Here is a 13,751-nt window from a genome sequence, read left to right on the forward strand (position 1 = left end):
TTCGAGATCGCACCGCCGGGCACGGAGTGCCCTGGTCCACGGTTGAGCGCGAGGTCGGCCGGGGGCGGTCGACTAGCCTTGTGCGGTGTTCGACTCGCCTGATTTCGATCTGGCGCCGTACGCGGAGTTCGACGTGCCGGCGCACGTGCGGCGCACCTACTGCAGTTGGGGTGACGCGGGCTGGCGGTCGCTGCTCGTGCAGTGCTTCGACCACGTACCCGAGGCCGACCACCTCCAGTTGCCCGGAGTGTCCGACCTGCACCTAGTGCTCTACGTCGCCGGGGACGTGGTCATGCGGACGCGCGCCGACGGGAAACCGGATCGCCGGCGCCGGGTTCCCGGCAACCTGGAACTCATGGTCCCCGGCCGGGCGAGTGTGCGCGACTACCGGGCGACGTCCGGGATGCGCACCATCCAGGTGCACATCCCGTCCGCGACCGTCGATCGCGTCGCGACCGGACTGGGCGGTCCGGAGCCGGACTTCGAAGCGCTGTCGGCCGCGGTGGACGCGGGTGATCCGGTTGTCGAGAACCTCGTCCGCGCACTGCCCGCCGCCGATGGCACGAACGATTTCTACGCGGAATCCGCCGCGGCGTTCCTCGCGACGCACCTGCTGACCCGCGGCCGGGACACCCGCCTGCCGGGGCTCGAACACGCGGCGGTCCGCGCGGGCGTCGCCGTCATGCGGGACCGGCTCGCCGAACCCCTGACGCTGACCGACATCGCCGCCGAAGTGCACCTGAGCGTGTACCACTTCATCCGCGTCTTCCGGGCGGCGACCGGCGAGACGCCCCACCGGTTCCTCACCCGGCTGCGAATCGAGCGGGCGCAGCGGCTGCTGTCCGCCGGCGACCTCACCATCGGGCAGATCGCGGGGCGTTGCGGTTTCGCCAGTCCCGGAGCGCTGTCGGCGGCCTTCCTGAGCCAGGTCGGCGTCCGGCCGTCGGTGTACCGCAAGAACTGATCGAACGTCGGCAATCCGGCGCATGTCCCTTGGCCGGCCGCGTCGCCTACTTTCGGGCGGTGCCATGCAGTTGCCATGCAGCCATGTCGTTGCCGCGCACTCACCGACGGCCCCGGACGTGGGCGTTTCCGCCCGGGGAGCCCCGGTGACGACTCTCGCGGTGAGCGCCCTACCCCATCGAGCTGTCCAAGGGGTGCGCGGCGGCGGACGGAAGGAATTCGATCATGCTCGACTACGATGTGACCGCGACCTCGACGGCGTCTCCAGCCGTCGTCTGGCGCCTGCTCGTCGACGCACGGACCTGGCCCGTCTGGTCGACCGTCGACAGCCTGGTCACCGAACGCTCCAGCGGCCTCGACCCGGACGGCCGGGATCCCGTCGGTGCGGTCCGCGCGTTCCGCACCGGGCGGACCGTGACCGGGGAACGGCTGACCGGACTCGACGAGGAGAAACAACTGACGTACGAGGACGCCTTCAACTGCGCCATCCACGACTACCGGGCGGTCGTCGACCTCACGCCCACGCCCGACGGGGGCACGGTCATCCACTGGCACGGCACCTATTCCGCCCGTCGGGGGATGGGGTGGTTGATGAAGGGCACGATGCGGCGCGTCATGCAGCGGATGGCCGACGGCCTTGCCTCCCATGCGGCGGCGCAGTCCTCCAGAGGCCTCGCCGGGTAGGCGTGCCGCCTCTTCGCCCATCACCGACGCCGAGCGTCCCCTCACCGAAGACAACCGTGCCGGCCACCTCGGCACCGCCGCCCAGGTACGCCACTCCCACGACCCCCGCGACCACCCTGGTCATCACCTCCACCATCCGGCAGATCCAGCACCACCGCTGCATTCGCTGGACCGGCGATCAGGTCGAAGCCGGCGTGCCCACCTCCACCCACTACCTCGGGGAAGGTCTCAAGGCTTGGCTGCCGGACCTCAAGGCCGCCGCCGAAGCCCGCCCCTGCGATTGATCGGCCGTGACCGCCCCAGCACCGCGACCCGGGACGTGGCCCGGCAGCCGAAGGCCGGACCGCCCACCACGCCGAACGGGTTCACCCGTCGAGGAAGCGCAGCAACTCCGCAGTGACGAACCCGGGGTTCTCCTCGACGAGCCAGTGCCCGGCGTTCGGCACGTCCACCGCGCGCACGATGTTGGTCATGCGCGGAGCCGCGGTGGCCCGGACCGGGTCGAGCTGCCCTTGCGCGGTCATGAGCAGGGTCGGGACGCGGATCGGGGCCGCCGCGACGGTATCGCGGACGTCCTTGTCGAGAGCGCGGTAGAGCTCGAAGCCGCCCGACAGGACCTCCGGCCGGCGGTAGGTCCGTGCGTACTCGTCGACCTCGGCGTCGGTGAACGGGGACCGGTCCGAGGTGCCGCCGAACGCCGTTCCGCCGAACGAGACCTGCGGGTAGAACAGCGCCAGGTACTCGCGGACGTCGTCGCCGACCACCGTCTCGGGAACCCGGCGTTGGGCGTGGAAGGCGATGTGCCGGCTCAGCGAGCGGTAGGTGGTCGCGTCGACCGCGGGCCCGGGTAGCGGCAGGTCGAGGTAGCCCAGGCGCGCGGTGTCGGCGGGGAACCGGGTGGCGTACTGGAACGCCACCGCGGCGCCGAAGTCGTGCCCGACGACGCGGGCGTCGCGTACGCCGAGCCGGTCGGCGATCAGGGTGTGCACGTACCGCGCCAGGGTGGCTTTGTCGTAGCCGGTCGGCGAACCGGTGCTGTCGCCCAGGCCGGGGAGGTCGACGGCGTAGACGGTGTGGTGCTCGGCGAGCGCCGGCATGACCGGCCACCAGCCGAACCAGGTCTGCGGCCAGCCGTGCACCAGCACCACGGGCGGGCCGCTGCCGCCGGTCACGTAGTGCATCCGGACACCGTCGATGTCGGCGAAATCGTGCCGGAACGTGCTCTCGAACCGGGGGTCGCCCTGCGTGGCGACGGCGTAGGGGGGAACGTCGTCGGCGGTCGGCGTGGCGCAGGCCGCGGTGCCGATCGCGAGCAGGAGGGTGAGGGTGATGGTCGCCATCGTTCGCGCGGATCGGAGGGAGCCGCGCGACGACGGCCGTGGTGCGGTGATCATGTGTTCCTGTCCTGGAGAACGGGTGGGGTCAGCGCCCGGTCGAGCCGTCGACGAGTTCGCGGAGGATGTCCGCGTGGCCGGCGTGGCGGCCGGTCTCCTCGATCATGTGGGCGAGTGCCCAGCGGACGCTGGGAGCGGGGCGTCCCGGCCGTGGCCGGGGGACCGGCGCGGCGAGGTCGGTGCACCCGTCGAGAACCTCGTTCGCGCGCTCGACCGTCTCCCGGTAGCGGGCGACGACGTCGGCCACGCTGTCCGTCGGCGCGGCCCGGAACGTCGCCCGCCAACCGGTGACCTCGGCCCCGAGGAACGTCGCGCGCTCGACCAGGGTCAGGTGGTTGAGCAGGCCGAGCAGGTTCGTGCCCGACGGCACGCCGGCTGTTCGGACCAGGGGTTCGGGGGCACCGTCGACCTTCGCGGCGATCGAGGCCCGCAGGTAGTCGAGAAAGCCGCGCAGGACCTCGATCTCGCTGCTGCCGGTCCGCGGCGGCGGGGTGTCGCCGCGGCGGTCGCGGCGCGAAGTGGTGGTCATGGTGGTCTCCTCGGCGTCGGTCCGCGCCCAGTCTTGCCAGGCGCGCCGCGCTTTGGCACGGGATCTTGCGGTTCTGGCAAGATGGCCGCGTGGACCGCGAAACCGAGGACGTGCTCGACGTGGTGGGGGCGCGGCTGCGTGCGCTGCGCCGCGATCGCGGCATCACGCTCGCCGACCTCGCGGTGACGACCGGGGTGTCGGAGAGCACCCTGTCCCGGTTGGAGAGCGGTCAGCGCCGGGCGACGCTGGAGCTGCTGCTGCCGCTGGCCCGCACCTACGGCGTCCCGCTGGACGACCTCGTCGGTGCCCCGCGCACGGGCGACCCCCGGATCCACCTGAAGCCGATCCGGCGGTTCGGGATGACGCTCATCCCGCTGTCCCGGCGGCCGGGCGGTACGCAGGCGTTCAAGATGATCATCCCCGCTCGGCCGGAACCGCTCGAACCGACTCCGCGGACCCACGAGGGCTCCGAGTGGCTGTACGTGCTCAACGGTCGCCTGCGGCTGGTGCTCGGCGAGCACGACCTGACGCTGCCGCCCGGTGAGGCAGCCGAGTTCGACACGTCCGTGCCGCACTGGCTGGGCAGCGCGGACGGAGGAGTGGTCGAGCTCCTGATCCTGTTCGGCCTGCAGGGGGTGCGTGCGCACGTGCGCGCCGGCCCGGCGTCCCAGCCCTGAACCCGTCGACCGGGCACGGCCGGACGACCGCCCCACGGCCGCGTTCTCCGATTTCGGTTGACGCACGTGCCACCGTCGACAGTCGTGAACGAGCACAACATCGCCGAGATCCGGAACCTGGCGGGCTTGGCCACGCCGATGGCTCTGCGTGTCGCGGTGACCCTGGGTCTGCCGGACCGGCTGCGCGGCGACGGCGCCGCCGTCGAACGGGTCGCGACCGACCTCGGGGTGTCGCCGGTCGCGCTCGGACTCCTCCTCGGCCATCTCGCGGCCCTCGGGATCGTCGAGCGCGCACCCACCGGCTACCGGACCACGGACTACGGAGCGACGCTGTGCAGCGACGCCGACAACGGCCTGACCAACTTCCTGCACCTCGACATGGCCGGCGGGCGCGCGGAGATGGCGTTCGTGGAACTCCTGCACAGCATCACCACCGGTGAAGCGGGCTACTCGCGCCGCTACGGGCGGGACTTCTGGGCCGACCTCGCCCGGCACCCCCACCTGCGTGAGTCGTTCGACCGGCAGATGACGCACCGGTTCCGCGACCAGATCCCTCGGCTGGTCGCCGGCTACGACTGGGACCGCTTCTCCACCATCGTGGATGTCGGCGGTGGTCACGGCACCCTGCTCGCCGCGATCCTGGCCGCGAACCCCCGGGTCCGGGGCCACCTGGTCGACCTGGAACCCACCGCGACCGAGGCCGGTCGCACGTTCAGCGCGCACCAGGTCGAGGACCGGGTCCAGGTGACCGCGCGCAGCTTCTTCGACCCCTTGCCGGAAGGGGCGCAGGCCTACCTGCTGTGCGACATCCTGCACGACTGGGACGACGAGCACGCGCACCGGATCCTGGCCCGTTGCGTCGCGGCCGTCCACCCCGCCGGCCGCGTCCTGGTCGTCGAACCGGTCGGCGGGCGACACGACAACACCGAGTTCGACCTGGCCATGCTCGTGATCTTCGGTGGCCGCGAGCGCCGGGTGGACGAGTTCCGCACCCTCGCCTCGGCCCACGGACTGGTCCTCGACACCGTGATCGACCTGACCGACCAGCGCTGCCTGCTGGAGTTCCGCCTCGCCGGCACCGGCTGACGCCCCGACCCCGGCGTGCCCCTGACCCCGGGCAGGTGTCGCGCCGGATGGAATTTCGCACCGGCAGGGATCGATGCCTTTCGGCCGGGTATCCGCTGGATCCCGTGGAGGGGACGACCCCTCTGCCGGTCATGTGCGCCGGTGGCGGCCGATGAAGGAGATGCGTCATGACAGATCCTCGACACGATGACGAGACGGTGGAGCGCGGTGCGGCCGAGGAAGCCACGGGCACACCGCTGACCGACGTGGAGCGGGAGGTGTCCGAGCGACCGCCGAGCGACTCCCCCGGCAACCAGCCCCACGGGGACCACGGGCCGAGCGGAACCTCCTGACGTGGACGGCGGCCTGACTCCCGGCGAGCCGACGGCGTCCAGCGGCGGTAGCCCGCCCACGCGGCACGGGTCCGACTCGCTGTACTTCGTCGGCACGGCGACCACGGTGCTGCGGCTGGGGCCGTTCACCCTGCTCACCGATCCCAACTTCCTGCGCCGCGGCCAGTGGAGCTACCTGGGGCAGGGGCTGGTTTCCCGACGCCGCACCGATCCCGCGATCGGGATCGGCGAGCTACCGCCGCTGGACGCCGTGGTGCTGTCGCACCTGCACGGCGACCACTTCGACCGGGTGGCGAGCCGGGAGTTGGACCGCGACCTGCCGATCCTCACCACCCCGCACGCCGCGCGGCGGCTGGGCCGACGAGGGTTCCGCGAGCCCGTCGCCCTCAGGACGTGGGCGGACGAGACGATGCACAAGGACGATGCCTCGTTGACGGTGACGTCGCTGCCGGGCAGGCACGCCCTCGGTCCGCTGGCCAGGGTGTTGCCGCCGGTCATGGGCACGCTGCTGGAGTACCGGGCCACTGCGGGCTCACCGGCCCTGCGGATCTACCTCAGCGGCGACACCCTGGTCCACGACGACCTGCGCGAGATCCGCGAGCGGTACCCGTCCATCGACGTGGCCGTGGTGCACCTCGGGGGAACCAAGGTCCTGGGCGTGCTGCTCACCATGGACGGTGCTCAGGGGGTGGACCTGCTGGAGATGCTGCGCCCCCGCCAGGCCGTTCCGGTGCACTACGACGACTACGGCCTGATGAAGTCCCCGCTGTCCGACTTCACCGACGAAGTCCGACGCCGCCGACCCGAGACCGCGGTGTCCTACCTCGATCGTGGCCAGACCCTCACCCTGCCCACGGCCGGAGGGAAGGCCGGCACCGACGGCGAGCACCCCTCGTGACTGCCGCCCGGTCGGTACACGGGCAGAGCCGGAAGTCGGGAACCAGCGCACCGCGCCGTGCGTTGAACTCTGTGTGCTGATTCTCATCGCGGTCGTCCTTCTGCTGGTTCAGGTGATCGTGGTCATTCGGTACGGCAGCTCGGGGGCGGAGAACGAGGCCAAGCGGCGCAAGGGCCTGATCGTGACCTCTGTGCTGGTCCTCCTCATCTCGATCGCCCTGGTCGTCACGGCCTGACCGTCGGGCACGTCACCGACCTGGGTGGACTGCCCGTCGGTGGCGCGTCGAGAGCGAACGCGTCGGCATGAACCGCGCGGTGGTGGGCATCCCGGTGCGGTGGAGGCGACGAACGACGACGCGAAGAGACCTCTGACCTGCGTGGTTCCGCTGCGGTGGAGCGACGAAGGTGGTCTCGACGAGCTGACCGGCTACCTGCGGTGGCTCGCGGACCGGTGTCAGGTGGTCGTCGCGGATGGTTCGCCCGACGACGTCTTCGCACGTCACGCGCAACAGTGGTCCGGGTGGCTCACGCACCTCCGGGTCGACGCGGTGACCGGTGCCCACAACGGCAAGGTGGTCGGGGTCCTCAGGGGCGTCCGCTCCGCCGGCCACGAGAAGGTGGTCCTCGCCGACGACGACGTGCGCTACGACGACACCGCGTTGCAGCGCGTCGAACGTCTGCTGGACGGCGCCGATCTCGTCGTGCCGCAGAACTACTTCGGCGCACTGCCGTGGCACGCCCGGTGGGACACCGCGCGGACGCTGCTGAACCGGGCGTTCGGCGGTGACTACCCCGGTACCTTCGGCATCCGGCGCACCGCGCTCCTCGGCATGGGCGGCTACCGCGACGACGTGCTGTTCGAGAACCTCGAACTGATGCGCACCGTGTGGGCCGCGGGCGGTCGGGTGGTGCGCGCCTTGGACCTGTTCGTCCGCCGCAACCCTCCGACGACCCGGCACTTCTGGTCACAACGGGTGCGGCAGGCCTACGACAGCCTGGCCCAACCCGTGCGCTGCTGCGTCGAACTCGCCATCCTGCCCGTCATAGGCCTGGCCGCCCTGCGTCGCAGGGCCGCCGAGGTGACCGGGGTACTGGCGGTGGCCGGGGTCGTGCTGGCCGAGTGGGGACGCCGCCGGCACCTCGGAGTTCGCGCCTACCCCGCCACCGCGGCGGCGTTCGCCCCGCTGTGGATCGCGGAGCGGGGGATGTGCGTGTGGATCGCCCTCGCCCAGCGGGTCCTGCTCGGGGGAGTGCGCTACCACGGTGGACGCCTGCCGACCGCCGCGCACTCGACGCGGTGGCTCAGCGGGCGTCAGGTGTTCTCGTGCCGGTGACCACTTCATCAGGAGGTATCCCATGTCGCGTGCCGACCTCCCGCAGCCCGGCACCGAGTCGGAGCTGCGGTGCCGGGCATCCGGCGTCGAGTTCACCTTGCGGTCGAGGCCGGTGCTGGTCGACTTCACCGGCACCTGCGTGCTCAAGGCCGAAGCCGACGCCGACTCACCGGAGCCGGTGCGGTTGAGGCTGTCCGGCCTGCGGCTGGTCGCCGACCTGCCCGACGCGGGCGGTCCGGAGGACGGCGGCACCGTCACGCTGGAGCAGGACGGTGCCGAGGGGGACGGTGCGAAGGGTGACGGTGCCGAGGGGGACGGCGTGCTGCGCCCCCTGCCGGACTCACCGTCACGCTTCGCGAACGACCTCGTCGTCACCCTCAAGGCGACCGTCGACCAACCCGACGGCGTGGTGCACGCGGTGGCGAGGAACGCGGTGAAGTTCAGCACCGCCCGTGCGTCCTACCCGTCCGGGAGCGGTGACTACGAGCTGTCGGACGCCATCGACCTGATCATGCCGGACGCCCCCGAGGTGACCGTCGCGCAGATCAACAGCCTCCGGCTGCGGCTGGACCCGGCGTGACGGGCGCGAGCCCGCCGACGCGGGCGACTGCTGCGTCGGCGTCGTCGGCGCAGCGCGTGGCCCACCGCCGATCGCGGCTCACGACCGGATCAGCCGAGCGATTCGCGACCCGCTAATGGGCCGATTCATCCGGATTGGACCACGGTGGCACTTCCTCCGCCAGTTCCAGGTACTGGTCGACCTCCTGCGGCGTGGGGTCGATGCCGGCGTCTTCGGCGAACTCCTCCGGATCGACAACGGCTTCCGGATCCACGTTGTCGTGCTGGCCCATCGGTCTGCTCCGTTCGTCGCGGGAGGAAGGAGTGCCCCGTCGACGGAGGTGCCACACCTCGTGGTCGCCCGCGTTCGGCCGGACCGCCGCCAATATGCGTCGCGGATCGCCTCGCCCGCCCTGCACCGGTGCGGTTGTTGCAAATCACTCGCATGAGAACGCGTCGCACGGGCACCCGTCGACCGCACGACCTCTACCCGAAGGGCTGCCGCGGATGACCACTCGGCTGGGCACTTCCTCCCCGACGACCAAGAAGACCGCCGCCCTCGTGCTGGGGCTCGGGGTCGGCGGGTTCATCGACGGCATCGTGATCCACCAACTGCTGGGCTGGCACCACATGCTGTCGGGCTGGTACCCGCCGGACACCCCCGAGAACCTGCACCGCAACATGCTCGGCGACGGGTTGTTCCACCTGTTCTGCCTGGTGCTCGTCCTCGGCGGCGTCGTGCTGCTCAACCGCGCCGCGCCGCTGCCCGCTCGCGGGTTGTGGGGTGGGCTCGTGGGCGGTTGGGGAGTCTTCAACGTGGTCGAGGGCATCGTCGACCACCTGGTGCTCGGGATCCACCACGTGCGCCACGGGGCGGACCAACTGGCGTGGGACCTCGGGTTCCTGGCGCTGGGCGTGGTGCTGGCGCTGGTCGGTTTCGGGCTCACCCGCTCCGCCTACCGCTGACCGGTGCCGCCCGCGAGTTCCCGGTGCCCCGCCGGCTTCACCGGATTGAGTGACGCACGTGGAATGGGGAGTCGGCGCGAAGATCGGCATTCCCCGCCTGACCCGGCCACCACGTGCCGCCCTGACCGGATCACGGCACCAGCCAGCCGGGGTGCCCATTCCCCGGTGACTCAACCAATTGAGGCGAACTTGCCCGAATCGGTTGATCCGAGGGGCTTGACGGGTAATTGGACGGGTGGGACCGAGAGAAACTACCGAAGGAGAAACCGGTGACTGACACCCGAGGCCGGTCCACTGGGCCGGACAGCACGGTGGGAACGGTGGCCTCCACGGCGTCACAGGAGGGCAAAGCCGTCGCCCAGCACGCGAAGGACGCCGCGGCGGATGTCGCGTCCACCGCGAAGGAGCAGACCCGGCAGGTCGCCCACGAGGCGAAGCGCCAGACCGGGCAGGTCGTCGACGACGTGCGCCGGCGCGTCGGCCGTGAAGCCGACGACCAGGCACGACGAGTGTCGCAGGGGATCAACAAGATCGCCGACGAGCTGTCCTCCATGGCCGAGCACTCCTCCGAGGGCTCGCCCGCGGCGGGAGCGCTGCGCCAGGTCGCGGACACCGGCCGCCAGGCCGCGCGCTTCCTCGACGAGCGCGGCGCGGCCGGTCTCCTGGAGAGCGCCCAGGGCTTCGCCCGGCGCAAGCCCGGCGCGTTCCTCATCGGCGCCGCCGTGGCCGGGTTCCTGGTGGGCCGCGTGGTGAAGAGCGCGAGCGGCTCGTCGGGCTCGGAGCAGGACACCGGTTCGACCGGGCCGGGCGCGCCGCGGCCCGACCAGGTGCAGCGCGGGTACACCGACCAGGCACAGGGCGGGTACGCCGACCAGGTGCAGGGCGGGTACACCGCGCAGCCCGCCGTAGCGACCCCCGGACCCGCCCCCGTCCCGACGGCGCAGGGTCCGGCCGGTGCCGTGGTGCCGCCCACCGTCCGCCCGGAGGACCCGCTCGCGGCGCCCCGGCCCACGCCGCACACCACGCCGGGTGGAGGTGCCGCGCATGTCCAGCCCTGAGGCCGAGTACACGCGCGTACCCGGAACTCCTCCGGTCGACGACCAGGCCTCGCTCGGAGACCTCGTCGGCGAGCTGGCCAACGACCTGTCGCGGCTGATGCGGCAGGAGCTCCAGCTGGCCAAGGCGGAACTCCGCGAAGAGGCGGCCAAGGCCGGCAAGGCCGCCGGGATGCTCGGCGCGGCCGGTTTCGCCGGGTACATGACCGCGGTCCTGCTCAGTTTCGCACTGGCGTTCGGCCTGGCGTACGCGGTGGGCCTCGGGTGGGCGACGCTGATCGTCGCCGTCCTGTGGGGCATCGCGGGGGCCGTGCTGTACAGCGCGGGCCGTTCCAGGCTGAAGAACGTCTCCCCCATGCCGAAACGCACCATCGACACCCTGAAGGAGGATGCGGAATGGGCCCGTCACCCGACCGGATAAGGCAGGAGATCGACCAGACCCGCGCCGAACTCGTGGCCGACACGAACCGGATCGTGGACCGCACGAGTCCGAAGCGCATCGCGCAGCGGCGCACCGAGAAGGTGCGCCGTGGACTGACCACCCTCAGGGAGAAGGTGATGGGTACCGTGCCGCAGGCGACGCAGGGCACCACCGCCGGCGTTCGGGAACGCGCGCAGGACGCGGGGCAGGTCGTGCAGGAGAAGGCGCAGAGCGCCGCCGAGACCGTGTCGGAGACGGCGGGGCAGGCGGCGCGAGCCGTTCGCCAGGCCCCGGAGCAGGCGATGCGCCAGGCCCAGGGCAACCCGCTCGCCGCCGGACTGGTCGCCTTCGGGGCCGGCCTCCTCGCCGCGTCCCTGCTGCCCGCGACCCGTGCCGAGCAGGACGCGGTGCGCCAAGTGAGCGACCGGGCCGCGGAGTACGTGGAACCGGTCAAGGAAGCCCTCGCCGAAACGGGGCAGCGACTGAAGGAAGACGTGGGCGGCACCGTACAGAACGCCGTCCAGGAGGTCCAGCAGACCGCGGGCGAGGCTGCCCGGACCACGGCCGAGCAGGCCAAGGACGCTTCCTCCGGCGTGGCCGACCACGCTCGCGGGTCGGGGCAGACGGTCGCTCAGGACGCGCGCGGCTGACAGCGGGCTAGAAGACGGGTCGACGGAGCGGGGAGGAGCCACGGCGCCTCCCCGCTCCGTGGTGTGCGGTAGGAGTTCCGCAGAAGAATCACCATTCCGATGCGGCCGGTGGACATGGCACAGTCCCACTGTGCCGTTGGACGAGTTGCCGGACTGGCTGCCGGCTTGGTGTCTGGACCACCTGGGTGGCGAACCCGTCGACGTGTTGTTCCGCCTGCGATCGATCTCGACGGTGTTCGGCCTCCGGCTGGTCGGAGGTACGGACGTCGTGGTCAAGGCGCGCGCCGATGACGGTCGGGCCGTGTCGTGTGTCGCGGCGCAGGCACGGTTGGCCGAGCGCGGCTTCCCGTCCCCCCGTCCGCTCACGCCGGCGGTCGTTGTCGGTTCGCTGGCCGTGCACGCCGAGGAGTTCCGGCCCGGCGGCGAGATGCTGCACGGGGACTCCCCGGACGTGGCCGTCTGCTACGCAGGGGTGTTCGCCCGGCTGATGGCCGAACTGACCGACGTGACCGTCGCGCCGCCGCTGCCGAATCCGCGCTGGGCGCGTTGGGACCACACGGATTCCGGGGTGTGGCCGGCGATCGGGTTCCTCGATGAACGGGACCAGAGCGCGGTGCCGGCGTACGTCGTCGACACGGCCGACCGGGCCCGCAGGCGGATACTGGCCGCCGGCTTGCCGTGCGTGCTGGGTCACGCCGACTTCGAGGCGCAGAACCTGCGGTGGCACGGTCGCGAGGTGTGGGCGGTGCACGACTGGGACAGCCTGGCGTGGCAACCGGAGGCGGCGCTGGTGGGAGCGGCGAGTGGGTCGTTCGCCGGAGCAGGGCCGCCGACGCTGGCGCCGATCGAGAGTTCCGAGGCGTTCCTGTTGGCTTATCAGGACATTCGGGGGCGTTCGTTCACGGCCGAGGAGCAGGAGGTCGCGTGGGCGGCCGGCCTGTGGCCGGCAGCGCACAACGCCCGATGGGAAGCTCTGCACGGCGACCCCCCGGTGTCCGGCGACGCGCTCCGCGCACAAGCAGCCGAACGCCTCCGCCGAGCGAACGCCTAGCACCAGCAAGCAATTCCGGCTGGCGCTCGCCTCCGCACTGTCCGCGTCGCCGTGCGGCCAAAGGCGACAGGGTCACCCCGCGCAGCCTCGTGGACTTCACATCAGCAGCAGCGGCAAGGTGTTCACTGCGGTGTGCGCGGCGATCGGTGCCCACAGGTTGCGGTAGCGCGACCACAGGTAGCCGGTGAACAAGCCGAAGACGCCCTGGAACACGACGATCGCGCCGAGCGTCAGCGGAAGCCCCGCCCAGGGCGAGGCACCTTGGCCGTGCGTCGGCAGGTGCAGCCAGGCGAACAGCAGCGACGCGAGCAGGATTCCGGGCCACCGCCCGAACAGCGCTTCGAGGCGGGTCTGCAACATGCCTCGGAAGAAGACCTCCTCCAGCACGTTCGCGGTGAAGAAGGTGAAGGTCGCGGCTATCGCCAGGTACGTCGGATCGGGGTAGTCCTCGTGACGGGGGAGCGCCGCGGCGAACGGGCCCAGCACCTGCAGCCAGGCGAACACCAGCACCGCCGGGACCGGGGCCAGCAGGCGCCAACCGTCCCTCGGCCACCACGTGGGCCGCAGCCGGAACGGGTCCGGCTCCTCGCGCGGGCGCAGCACGTGCAGGATGACCAAGGGCAGTGCCAGGTACACGATCGGCTTGGTGAGCGCCCACGTGTCGCGGACCAGCTGTGCCTGGTCTCCCACCGCGGTCACCAGGAACAGCGCCAGCGGCCACAGGAAGGCCACCAGCGCCAGTGCCATCGCCTGCTTGCCCAGCCGACGGCGGTCGCCCACCTCGGCGAGCAGCGCCGGTGCGCGCGGCGGAACCGCCCGGACCAGGAGGATCCCGGCGAGCGCGGGAACGACCGCGCCCCACAGGGAAAGGGGCTCGTCCGAATCCGTGGACGGCTTGATCGTGTCGTTCCCGGTGGCCAGCAGCAGCACCGGTGCGGCCACGAAAACCGTGAGCGCGCCGAGCGTGATCGCCCGGGTGATGCCCGGCCGGACCGAGCGAACGTCCGTTTCTCCTGTCACCGCAACATGGTCGTCCAAGCCGGGGTGAGCGCGCGTCATCACTTCGTAGGACGTGCGCTGCCCAGCCGATCGATGTGGGCGTCAACCCCGCTTCGCCCGTGTCGGAGGCAGGCTGGAGTGGGTACTCCGCAGGC

The 13,751-nt window shown here is 71.6% G+C and carries 19 protein-coding genes; 15 read left to right on the forward strand and 4 right to left on the reverse strand.

The features are described 5' to 3' along the window. Window positions 1–85 precede the first annotated feature (85 nt). From FHS29_RS25510 to FHS29_RS25520, 3 genes are all read left to right on the forward strand, one after another. Window positions 86–964, forward strand: a complete 879-nt coding sequence (locus FHS29_RS25510; RefSeq protein ID WP_184694641.1) for an AraC family transcriptional regulator — start codon at window positions 86–88, stop codon at window positions 962–964. A gap of 224 nt (window positions 965–1,188) precedes the next feature. Further along, the gene (locus FHS29_RS25515) at window positions 1,189–1,647 is read left to right on the forward strand and encodes an SRPBCC family protein (protein WP_184694643.1); all 459 of its coding nucleotides are present in this window, start codon (window positions 1,189–1,191) and stop codon (window positions 1,645–1,647) included. Between the two features lie 56 nt (window positions 1,648–1,703). Further along, window positions 1,704–1,931 (forward strand): hypothetical protein, encoded by a 228-nt coding sequence (locus FHS29_RS25520; RefSeq protein ID WP_184694645.1) that lies wholly within the window; start codon window positions 1,704–1,706, stop codon window positions 1,929–1,931. Window positions 1,932–2,012: 81 nt separating this feature from the next. Here FHS29_RS25520 and FHS29_RS25525 read toward each other — a convergent pair whose 3' ends face one another. Together FHS29_RS25525 and FHS29_RS25530 are read right to left on the reverse strand one after the other, a co-directional pair. Next, window positions 2,013–2,987 carry an alpha/beta fold hydrolase gene (locus FHS29_RS25525; RefSeq protein ID WP_246440802.1) on the reverse strand — a complete coding sequence of 325 codons (975 nt, stop codon included), beginning with the start codon at window positions 2,985–2,987 and terminating at the stop codon, window positions 2,013–2,015. 82 nt (window positions 2,988–3,069) lie between these two features. Beyond that, complete coding sequence (locus tag FHS29_RS25530; protein ID WP_184694650.1) at window positions 3,070–3,570, reverse strand: mycothiol transferase; 501 nt, start codon at window positions 3,568–3,570, stop codon at window positions 3,070–3,072. Between the two features lie 89 nt (window positions 3,571–3,659). Between FHS29_RS25530 and FHS29_RS25535 the strand changes: the two genes are divergently transcribed. The 7 genes from FHS29_RS25535 (at window position 3,660) to FHS29_RS25565 (ending at window position 8,476) form a co-directional block, all read left to right on the forward strand. Beyond that, window positions 3,660–4,247 carry a helix-turn-helix domain-containing protein gene (locus FHS29_RS25535; protein WP_184694652.1) on the forward strand — a complete coding sequence of 196 codons (588 nt, stop codon included), beginning with the start codon at window positions 3,660–3,662 and terminating at the stop codon, window positions 4,245–4,247. 84 nt (window positions 4,248–4,331) lie between these two features. Then, complete coding sequence (locus FHS29_RS25540) at window positions 4,332–5,333, forward strand: methyltransferase (RefSeq protein WP_376774465.1); 1,002 nt, start codon at window positions 4,332–4,334, stop codon at window positions 5,331–5,333. Window positions 5,334–5,500: 167 nt separating this feature from the next. Next, window positions 5,501–5,665, forward strand: a complete 165-nt coding sequence (locus FHS29_RS25545; protein WP_184694654.1) for a hypothetical protein — start codon at window positions 5,501–5,503, stop codon at window positions 5,663–5,665. A 79-nt stretch (window positions 5,666–5,744) separates the two neighbouring features. Continuing rightward, complete coding sequence (locus tag FHS29_RS25550; protein WP_246440843.1) at window positions 5,745–6,563, forward strand: MBL fold metallo-hydrolase; 819 nt, start codon at window positions 5,745–5,747, stop codon at window positions 6,561–6,563. Window positions 6,564–6,636: 73 nt separating this feature from the next. Then, window positions 6,637–6,798: a hypothetical protein gene (locus tag FHS29_RS25555; RefSeq protein WP_184694656.1), complete on the forward strand. Its 162-nt coding sequence runs from the start codon at window positions 6,637–6,639 to the stop codon at window positions 6,796–6,798. A 99-nt stretch (window positions 6,799–6,897) separates the two neighbouring features. Beyond that, complete coding sequence (locus tag FHS29_RS25560; RefSeq protein WP_184694658.1) at window positions 6,898–7,896, forward strand: glycosyltransferase family 2 protein; 999 nt, start codon at window positions 6,898–6,900, stop codon at window positions 7,894–7,896. 22 nt (window positions 7,897–7,918) lie between these two features. Next, the gene (locus FHS29_RS25565) at window positions 7,919–8,476 is read left to right on the forward strand and encodes a hypothetical protein (protein ID WP_184694660.1); all 558 of its coding nucleotides are present in this window, start codon (window positions 7,919–7,921) and stop codon (window positions 8,474–8,476) included. 112 nt (window positions 8,477–8,588) lie between these two features. Here the strand turns inward: FHS29_RS25565 and FHS29_RS25570 are convergent, their stop codons facing one another. Further along, entirely contained in the window at window positions 8,589–8,747 is a 159-nt protein-coding gene (locus FHS29_RS25570; RefSeq protein WP_184694662.1) for a hypothetical protein, read from the reverse strand. A 214-nt stretch (window positions 8,748–8,961) separates the two neighbouring features. On the opposite strand from FHS29_RS25570, the gene FHS29_RS25575 reads away from it, so the two are divergent. From FHS29_RS25575 to FHS29_RS25595, 5 genes are all read left to right on the forward strand, one after another. Beyond that, on the forward strand, window positions 8,962–9,420 hold the full coding sequence (locus FHS29_RS25575; RefSeq protein WP_184694664.1) for a DUF2243 domain-containing protein: 459 nt from the start codon (window positions 8,962–8,964) through the stop codon (window positions 9,418–9,420). Between the two features lie 269 nt (window positions 9,421–9,689). Further along, window positions 9,690–10,478, forward strand: coding sequence for a hypothetical protein (locus FHS29_RS25580; protein ID WP_184694666.1), 789 nt, complete (start codon window positions 9,690–9,692; stop codon window positions 10,476–10,478). Next, a complete protein-coding gene (locus tag FHS29_RS25585) occupies window positions 10,465–10,896 on the forward strand; it encodes a phage holin family protein (RefSeq protein WP_184694668.1) in 432 nt (143 codons plus the stop codon). Before FHS29_RS25580 ends, FHS29_RS25585 begins: the two co-directional genes overlap by 14 nt. Beyond that, window positions 10,872–11,546 (forward strand): DUF3618 domain-containing protein, encoded by a 675-nt coding sequence (locus tag FHS29_RS25590; RefSeq protein WP_184694670.1) that lies wholly within the window; start codon window positions 10,872–10,874, stop codon window positions 11,544–11,546. The genes FHS29_RS25585 and FHS29_RS25590 overlap by 25 nt, the downstream gene beginning before the upstream one ends. A 130-nt stretch (window positions 11,547–11,676) precedes the next feature. Further along, window positions 11,677–12,597, forward strand: a complete 921-nt coding sequence (locus tag FHS29_RS25595) for an aminoglycoside phosphotransferase/kinase family protein (protein WP_184694672.1) — start codon at window positions 11,677–11,679, stop codon at window positions 12,595–12,597. A 96-nt stretch (window positions 12,598–12,693) separates the two neighbouring features. Here FHS29_RS25595 and FHS29_RS37810 read toward each other — a convergent pair whose 3' ends face one another. Continuing rightward, complete coding sequence (locus tag FHS29_RS37810) at window positions 12,694–13,617, reverse strand: CPBP family intramembrane glutamic endopeptidase (RefSeq protein WP_312865093.1); 924 nt, start codon at window positions 13,615–13,617, stop codon at window positions 12,694–12,696. Between the last annotated feature and the right edge of the window lie 134 nt (window positions 13,618–13,751).

It is taken from the genome of Saccharothrix tamanrassetensis (assembly GCF_014203665.1).
Lineage (GTDB): Bacteria > Actinomycetota > Actinomycetes > Mycobacteriales > Pseudonocardiaceae > Actinosynnema > Actinosynnema tamanrassetense.